The sequence below is a fragment of the Aliihoeflea sp. 2WW genome (genome assembly GCF_000497755.1).
Lineage (GTDB): Bacteria > Pseudomonadota > Alphaproteobacteria > Rhizobiales > Rhizobiaceae > Aliihoeflea.
In genome coordinates, this window is the sequence record NZ_AYOD01000037.1 from 1 (window position 1) to 8,032 (window position 8,032).

9 protein-coding genes are annotated in these 8,032 nt (G+C 66.1%); 5 read left to right on the forward strand and 4 right to left on the reverse strand.

Features of this window, described 5'->3' with window-relative positions:
* Positions 1-92: 92 nt before the first annotated feature.
* The gene (locus ALII_RS0116580) at positions 93-581 is read right to left on the reverse strand and encodes a DUF559 domain-containing protein (RefSeq protein ID WP_024588351.1); all 489 of its coding nucleotides are present in this window, start codon (positions 579-581) and stop codon (positions 93-95) included.
* Entirely contained in the window at positions 581-2,077 is a 1,497-nt protein-coding gene (locus ALII_RS0116585) for an FAD-linked oxidase C-terminal domain-containing protein (RefSeq protein WP_024588352.1), read from the reverse strand. Before ALII_RS0116585 ends, ALII_RS0116580 begins: the two co-directional genes overlap by 1 nt.
* A gap of 119 nt (positions 2,078-2,196) precedes the next feature.
* Between ALII_RS0116585 and ALII_RS0116590 the strand changes: the two genes are divergently transcribed.
* From ALII_RS0116590 to ALII_RS0116610, 4 genes are all read left to right on the forward strand, one after another.
* Positions 2,197-2,970 carry a (Fe-S)-binding protein gene (locus ALII_RS0116590; protein ID WP_024588353.1) on the forward strand — a complete coding sequence of 258 codons (774 nt, stop codon included), beginning with the start codon at positions 2,197-2,199 and terminating at the stop codon, positions 2,968-2,970.
* A 181-nt stretch (positions 2,971-3,151) separates the two neighbouring features.
* Positions 3,152-4,588 (forward strand): LutB/LldF family L-lactate oxidation iron-sulfur protein, encoded by a 1,437-nt coding sequence (locus ALII_RS0116600; RefSeq protein ID WP_024588355.1) that lies wholly within the window; start codon positions 3,152-3,154, stop codon positions 4,586-4,588.
* Positions 4,585-5,253: a lactate utilization protein gene (locus ALII_RS0116605; RefSeq protein WP_024588356.1), complete on the forward strand. Its 669-nt coding sequence runs from the start codon at positions 4,585-4,587 to the stop codon at positions 5,251-5,253. Before ALII_RS0116600 ends, ALII_RS0116605 begins: the two co-directional genes overlap by 4 nt.
* A gap of 1 nt (position 5,254) precedes the next feature.
* Positions 5,255-5,995, forward strand: coding sequence for a metallophosphoesterase (locus tag ALII_RS0116610; protein WP_024588357.1), 741 nt, complete (start codon positions 5,255-5,257; stop codon positions 5,993-5,995).
* Positions 5,996-6,130: 135 nt separating this feature from the next.
* Here the strand turns inward: ALII_RS0116610 and ALII_RS23255 are convergent, their stop codons facing one another.
* Together ALII_RS23255 and ALII_RS0116620 are read right to left on the reverse strand one after the other, a co-directional pair.
* Complete coding sequence (locus tag ALII_RS23255; protein WP_280113772.1) at positions 6,131-6,256, reverse strand: hypothetical protein; 126 nt, start codon at positions 6,254-6,256, stop codon at positions 6,131-6,133.
* Positions 6,257-6,501: 245 nt separating this feature from the next.
* The gene (locus tag ALII_RS0116620) at positions 6,502-7,206 is read right to left on the reverse strand and encodes a type 1 glutamine amidotransferase (protein WP_024588358.1); all 705 of its coding nucleotides are present in this window, start codon (positions 7,204-7,206) and stop codon (positions 6,502-6,504) included.
* 70 nt (positions 7,207-7,276) lie between these two features.
* Between ALII_RS0116620 and ALII_RS0116625 the strand changes: the two genes are divergently transcribed.
* Positions 7,277-7,927 carry a hypothetical protein gene (locus ALII_RS0116625; protein WP_024588359.1) on the forward strand — a complete coding sequence of 217 codons (651 nt, stop codon included), beginning with the start codon at positions 7,277-7,279 and terminating at the stop codon, positions 7,925-7,927.
* Positions 7,928-8,032: the final 105 nt, after the last annotated feature.

Genomic DNA, 8,032 nt, shown 5'->3' on the forward strand with positions numbered 1-8,032 from the left:
GGGGAGAGGTGGCTCGGGCGCAGCCCGAGACGGAGAGGGGGCCGCAACCTTCCCGAAACCCACGACCTCAATCCATCTCGACCCAGCGGAACTCACGTCCGCACCGCCCGCACGTACCGAACCTCGTGATTGTCCATTTCCCCAAGTCGCCCCTCGACCGCCGCCAATATCGTTTCGCACACGCTCGCCCGCTGCTTCAGCACGTCCACATTCCAGAACCGCAGCACCGAATACCCTTCCGCCCGCATGAACCGCTCCCGCCGCCTGTCGTGGTCGGAATCGGCATGCTGGCTGCCGTCGACCTCGACGATCAGTCGGACGCTCCGGCAGGCGAAATCGGCGAAGTACGGCCCGCACGGCATCTGGCGAACGAATTTGTGCCCGCCAAGCTTCTTTGCCTTCAGTTCGGTCCAGAGAATGGCCTCGGCGATATTGTCGCCCTGCCGCAAATCCCGCGCTCGCGCGATCGAGGTCGCCGCGCGACGCGCGGTCGTCCCCCTCTCCGTCTCGGGCTTCGCCCGAGCCACCTCTCCCCCGCTACGCAGGGGCGAGGAACCCTGATCCTGCAAGGTCCCGCCCATCAAAACCTCGGAATATCCGGAAACGCCACCTGTCCGCGGCTGATATGCATCCGGCCCATTTCCGCACATCGATGCAGTTGCGGAAACACCTTCCCCGGGTTCAACAGATGCTCCGGATCGAACGCACATTTCACCCGGATCTGCTGGTTCAGGTCGATCTCGGTGAACATTTCCGGCATCAAATCGCGCTTCTCCACGCCCACGCCATGCTCGCCCGTCAGCACCCCGCCGACCTCGACGCACAGCCGCAAGATGTCCGAGCCGAACGCCTCGGCGCGGTCGAGTTGGCCCGGCTTGTTGGCATCGTAGAGGATCAGCGGGTGCAGGTTCCCGTCACCGGCATGAAACACGTTGGCGACTTCCAGCCCGTATTTCACCGAGAGTTCGCGCATCCGCGCCAGCACGGTCGGCAGTTCCTTGCGCGGGATCGTGCCGTCCATGCAGTAATAGTCGGGCGAAATGCGCCCTACCGCCGGAAACGCCGCCTTGCGGCCGGCCCAGAAGACGGTGCGCTCGGCGTCCGACGTCGAAATCCGGCTCGTCGTGGCGCCGTTTTGCGCCGCCAGCCGCTCCACCTCGCCGATCAGGTGGTCGATCTCGGCCACCGGCCCGTCGAGTTCGACGATCAGAAGCGCCTCGACGTCGAGCGGGTAGCCGGCATGGACGAAGGCCTCGGCCGCGTGGATCGCCGGCCGGTCCATCATCTCCATGCCGCCTGGAATGATGCCCGCGCCGATGATGTCGGCGACGCATTGCCCCGCCTGTTCGGAGGAGGGGAAGCCGACCAGCATCGCGCGCGCTGCCTCCGGCTTCTGCAATATGCGAACGGTCACTTCGGTGACGACGCCGAGCAGCCCTTCCGAACCCGTCATCAGGCCGAGCAGATCGTAGCCTTCCGCGTCGAGATGCTTGCCGCCGAGCCGGATCACCTCGCCGTCGATCAGCACCACTTCGAGGCCGAGGACGTTGTTCGCCGTCAGCCCGTATTTCAGGCAGTGCACGCCGCCGGAATTCTCCGCGACATTGCCGCCGATCGAGCAGGCGATCTGCGAGGAGGGGTCGGGCGCATAGTAGAACCCTTCCTCTTCGACGGCCTTGGTGATGCCGAGATTGGTCACGCCCGGCTGCGCGGTCACGGTGCGGTTGGCAAAGTCGATGTCGAGAATTCGGTTGAACCGGCTCATGACGAGCAGCACGGCATCGGCGAGCGGCAGCGCGCCACCCGAAAGCGAGGTGCCCGAACCGCGCGGCACGACGCGAATGTTGCGCTCGTTGCAATATTTCAGGATGCGCGAGACCTGTGCTGTGGTCTCGGGCAGCACCACGACCAGCGGCAACTGGCGATAAGCCGTCAGCCCGTCGCTCTCGAAGGCGCGCATGGCGTGCTCGGCCTCCACCACGCCTTCGCCCGGCACGATGATGCGCATGTCGGCGACGATTTCGGCGCGCCGCGACAAGGTCGCCTGGTCGGCGGCCGGCATGACGGGTCCTGACATCGAAGCTCCTCCCCTCGCTTGCCCCTCATGCAGTTATAACGAGCCACGCCCGACTGGCCACTTGAAAAAAACGCCCTCCGGGTCTATCGTGCCGGCCAACGAAAAGACGGGAAACGCTCTTGCAACATCAATCGACGAAGCGACCGACGGTGGGCCTGTTCGTCACCTGCCTGGTCGACCTTTTCCGCCCCAGCATCGGCTTCGCCGCGGTCAAGCTGATCGAGGACGCCGGCTGCGCGGTCGACGTGCCCATGGCGCAGACCTGCTGCGGCCAGCCGGCCTACAACTCAGGCGACCGCGAAGACACGCGCGAGATCGCCAAGGCCACCATCGCCGCCTTCGAGGAATTCGACTACGTGGTCGCGCCCTCGGGCTCGTGCACGGGCATGCTCAAGAAGCACTATCCCGCGCTCTTCGCCGGCGATCCGGCGTGGGAAAGCCGCGCGGCCGAGTTTTCCAAGAAGGTCCACGAACTCGTCTCCTTCCTCACGGATGAGATGAAGGTCGAGGGCGTCACAGCGAAGCTCGCCGCCACCGCGACCTATCACGATTCCTGCTCGGGCCTGCGCGAACTCGGCATCCACGACCAGCCGCGCAAGCTCCTCGCCTCGGTCGAGGGGCTGAAGATCGCCGAGATGCAGGAGGCCGACGTCTGCTGCGGCTTCGGCGGCACGTTCTGCGTCAAATATTCCGACATCTCGAACGCCATCGTCACCAAGAAGACCGCCAACATCGAAACCGCCGGCGCCGACCTGCTCCTCGCCGGCGACCTCGGCTGCCTGATGAACATGGCCGGCAAACTGAAGCGCGACGGCTCGGCCATCGAAGTCCGCCACGTCGCCGAGGTCTTGGCCGGAATGACCGACCAGCCGCCGATCGGGGGGAAGTTGTGATGAGGATGGACAAGATCGCGCCCCGTCACACCCCCCTCTGGGCTGCCGCCCATCTCCCCCTCAAGGGGGGAGATCACGCGGTGTCGGCGACGAGACTAATCTCCCCCCTTGAGGGGGAGATGTCCGGTAGGACAGAGGGGGGTGCGCCAGAGCACAAATCGCTCCGCAGAGGCGCCCTCTAATGCAAATCACCTCCCCGACCTTCAAGGCCAACTCCGTCAAGGCCCTCTCCGACGCCCAGCTTCAAAAGGCGCTCGGCAATGTCCGCGCCGGCTTCATCGACAAGCGCAAGAAAGCCGTCGATGCGCTGCCTGAATTCGAGGCGCTGCGCGAAAACGGCAAGGCGATCAAGGATCACGCGCTCGCCCATCTCGATCTCTACCTGGAGAACTACGAGGCACAGGTGAAGGCGGCCGGCGGCCATGTCCATTGGGCGCAGACCGCCGAAGACGCGCGCAACATCATCCTCGACCTCTGCGCATCGCGCGGCGTGAAAACCGTCACCAAGGGCAAGTCGATGATCTCCGAGGAGATCGCGCTCAACGACGCGCTCGAGGCCGCGGGCGTGCGCCCGGTCGAGACCGATCTCGGCGAATACATCATCCAGCTCCGCGGCGAGCATCCGAGCCACATCATCGCGCCCGCCGTTCACTTGAACAAGGAGCAGATCGAGGCCGATTTCCGCCGCGTCCACACCCATCTGCCGGCTGACCGCGAACTCGTCGAGCACGAGAAGCTTTTGACCGAGGCGCGCGCGGTGCTTCGCGCCGAATACTTCAAGGCCGATCTCGGCATCACCGGTGCCAACTTCCTCGTCGCCGAAACCGGCTCGTCGATCATCGTCACCAACGAGGGCAATGGCGACCTGACGCAGATTCTGCCGCGCGTCCATGTCGTCATCGCCTCGATCGAGAAGATAGTCCCGACGCTGGAAGACGCCGCGCAGATCCTGCGCCTTCTCGCCCGCTCGGCCACCGGCCAGGACATGAGCGTCTACACCACCGTCTCGACGGGTGGCCGGCGCGAGGGCGACCCGGACGGGCCGGACGAATATCACGTCGTCCTGCTCGACAATGGTCGCTCGTCCATGCTCGGCACCGAATTCCAGGAGATGCTGCGCTGCATCCGCTGCGGCGCCTGCATGAACCACTGCCCGGTCTATCACGCCGTCGGCGGCCACGCCTATGGCTGGGTCTATCCGGGCCCGATGGGCGCGGTGCTGACACCCTCGCTGATCGGCGTCGACAAGGGCGGGCATCTGCCTAATGCGTCGACCTTCTGCGGCCGCTGCGAAAACGTCTGCCCGATGAAGATCCCGTTGCCGAAGATGATGCGCCACTGGCGCGAGCGCGAATTCGAGCGGGGGCTGAACCCGGCCGCGGCGCGCTACGGCCTCAAGACATGGGCCTTCTTCGCCAAGCGCCCGTCGCTCTATCGCTTCTTCGCCTCGCTCGGCATCCCGGCGCTTTCGGCCTTCGGTGGCGCGAAGCACCGCTTCTCCTGGCTGCCCTTTGCCGGCGGCTGGACGAAACATCGCGAACTGCCCGCGCCGGAAGGGCGAACCTTCCTGCAGCAATGGGCGCAGCGCGAAGCGAAGAAGCAGGAGCCGGTCCGATGAGCGGCCGCGACGCGATCCTCAACAAGGTCCGCGCCTCGCTCGGCGCCGGCAACGCCAACCGTGCGGACGCCGTCCGCGACCGTCTGTCCGGCGCCCCGCGCGGCCTCATCCCCGTACGCGGCCAACTGCCCGATGCCGCCCGCATCGACCTCTTCGCGTATCAGGCCGAAAAGGTCCACGCGACCACCGAGCGCCTTGCCTCCTATGCCGACCTCCCGGCCGCGATTGCCGCCTATCTGCGCTCGAAAAACCTGCCGGCCTCGATCCGCATGGGCGACGACCCGCGCCTAAACGGCGCCGACTGGTCGACCCAGCCGGCGCTTGAAATCCTGCGCGGCCCCTCCGACGGCAATGACGAGACCGGCCTGAGCCACGCCTTCGGCGCCGTCGCCGAGACGGGCACGCTGGTGCTTCATTCGGGCGGCGACAATCCGACGACCGTCAACTTCCTGCCCGAGCATCATCTGGTGGTGGTCGATGCCAGGGACGTCGCCGGCGACCTCGAAACCGTGCTCGCCCGCATCCGCGACAAGTTCGGCAAGGGGCAGATGCCGCGCACCTTGAACATGATCACCGGCCCCTCGCGCTCCGGCGACATCGAGCAGAAGATGCTGCTCGGCGCCCACGGTCCGCGCGCGCTCCACATCATGGTCGTCGGCGGGTAGGATGGAACCCGACGTCCGATACGAGGACGCCGCCGCGCCCGAAGGCATGCGCCTTTACGCCATCGGCGACATTCACGGCCGCGCCGATCTCCTGGCGAAGATGCTGGCCTTGATCGAAGGCGAAATCGTCCGCGACAGGCCGGCCGACTGGCGCGTCGTCTATCTCGGCGACTATGTCGACCGCGGGCCCGACAGCGCCGGCGTCATCGAAATGATCGCCCGCCGGGTCACCTCAAACCCGCGCCACGTCGCGCTTCTCGGCAATCACGACAAGGTGCTGGCCGAGTTCCTCGCCGACGCCGAAACCTGGTGGCGCTTCGCCGATTTCGAGGGCGAGACGACCGCGCGCTCCTACGGCGTCCGGATCGACTTCTCGTCCGACGCCGCCATTCGCCAGAGCCGCGAAGCACTCCTCACCGCCATGCCGCCGGCGCATATCGCGTTCCTGACCGGCCTGAAGCTGTCAGCGATTTTCGGAGATTTCTTCTTCTGCCATGCCGGAATCCGCCCCGGCGTCGCGCTCGACGCGCAGGACCCGCAGGACCTGATCTGGATCAGGCGCGAGTTCTCGGATTATCCCGGTCTTCATCCCAAGCTCATCGTTCACGGCCACACGCCGCATCACGAGCCGGAAATCCGCGCCAATCGCGTCAATCTCGACACATATGCTTTCGCCAGCGGCCGGTTGACGGCGCTGGCGATAGAGGGCCGCGACAAGCGGTTTCTGGAAGTGACGGGCTGAAGCGCGCGTCCCGATTTCGGGTCTGTGCGAGTCGAAAATGGCAGATTTCGAGAACCGGAGCGGAGTGTACCTTTGGGTACATGAGCACCGGAAGCGCAGAAAGCTGCCATTTGCAGGCCGCTCAGGCGCGAAATCCTACTCGGCGACGACGCCGTAGCCGTCTACGACGACGAAATCGCCGGCTGCGTCGGCCGTATAGATGCCGGCGCCCCAGAACACGATGGCTGAAAGCATGGAGAGGGTAATGAGGGTGGCGCGCACGGTGTTCATCTCGGTTGGGTCCTGCAACTCTTACAACGGGGTCCGTTACAAATCGGTTTCATCTGGAGAATCCGCGGCGCGAAATTTCGTTCCCCGCGATTTGTTTCGCGGTGGTTTCGAAAGGGCGCGTTTGGGCGGAATCTCCGTCTGATGCGGCCGCTGATCTAGGCTTCCAATCGGGCGAAAGCCAGACGGTCCAAGGCTTTGCCACGCCTATTTTTGGTCAGTTGCATTTCTGCAACTCTTCAGCTTGAGATCGTGGAAACCCAGGCCCTGGCAAGCGCCGCGCCGGCCGCATCGGCGTCCGGGCCGAAGCGTTCGGCCTGCCCTTTGTGGCGGCTGCCCCAATCGGGCTCGCGCTCGGCGATCCATCCGGCGAATCGCTCGTTCCATTCGGCGACGAGCGCCCGGTCGGCCTCGAAATGGAACTGGATGCCATAGGCCCGCGCCCCGATCCGGAACGCCTGGTTGTGCGAGACGAGGTTGCCGGCAAGCCGCGACGCGCCGCGTGGCAACATGTAGTGGTCGTCATGCCACTGGAAGATCGGGAAGCGGGCGGGCAGGGCGCCCAGCACCGGGTCCTCCCGACCTTCCGGCGTCAGCACAATTTCGCACCAGCCGAACTCCCGCGCCCCGCCGATCAGGTTCTGCGCCCCATGCGCGCGGGCGAGAAGCTGCGCGCCGAGGCAGATGCCGAGCACGGCCTTCCCGCTGGCGGTGAAATCGCGGATGAAATCGACGAGCCCGGGCAGGTAGGGATGCTCGTCGTCGGCGAGCGCGTTCTGCCCGCCACCGAGCACGATCAGCGCGTCATGGTCGTCGATCCGCTCCGGTAGCGCGCCACCATCGTGCAGCGCGCGGATGTCGATCTCGGCGCCCGCCGCGTCGAGCGCCGGGCGCAACTGGCCGAGCCCGGTGCCGTCGAAATTCTGGATGACGAGAACGCGCATCGGCCTGCCTGATTTGCCCATCGATATTCGGCGGGTAACATGGACGGCGAAGCTCTGCCAAGGGATCGAAATGCCGCTCCAAAATCGTGCCGACCCATTCGGCTCCCTCCACGCCGTCTCCCCACGCGGCCTCTTCACCGGCAATCGCGGCATCCTGCACGATCCCGACACCCGAAAGCTCATCGGCAGGCGCTGGACGACCCGCGCCTGGATCGTCTGCACCTGCGACTGGAAGGGCAGGCGCCGCGACGTGTGGGGCCGCAACGGACGCGGCGGCGGCGCCGGCTGGACCGAACTCTTCTTCGCCGATGAGGTCACGGCGCTCGCCGCCGGACATCGCCCCTGCTTCACCTGCCGCCGCGACGCCGCCCGCTCGTTCCAGTCCGCCTTCGCCGCCGGCAACGGGCTCGCCTCCGTCACCGCCCCGCAGATCGACACCCACCTCCACGCCGAACGCCGTCTCTCGTCCCGCACCGCGCCCATGCCTGTCTCCCCCGACGATCTCCCCGACGCCGCGATGATCGAAGCCGCCGGCAACCCACTCGTCCGGCGCGACGGCAACTGGCTACGCTGGACCTTCGAAGGCTACGTCCCGACATCCCGTCCAACCGCCCCCGTGCTCGCAATCACCCCACCCTCGACCATCGCAGCCCTTCGAGCAGGCTTCCGCCCGGTCTGGACGGATAAACCAGCTTATCCCCCAGCGAAGCGCCCCGATTGAAGGAGGAACGCGACGCCGCCGCCCCCCTCCTCCTTGTGGGGAGGGGTATGGGGTGGGGGTGAGCGCTGAGGTCACGATCCAGGCGCAACGTTCACGCCGGCGTTG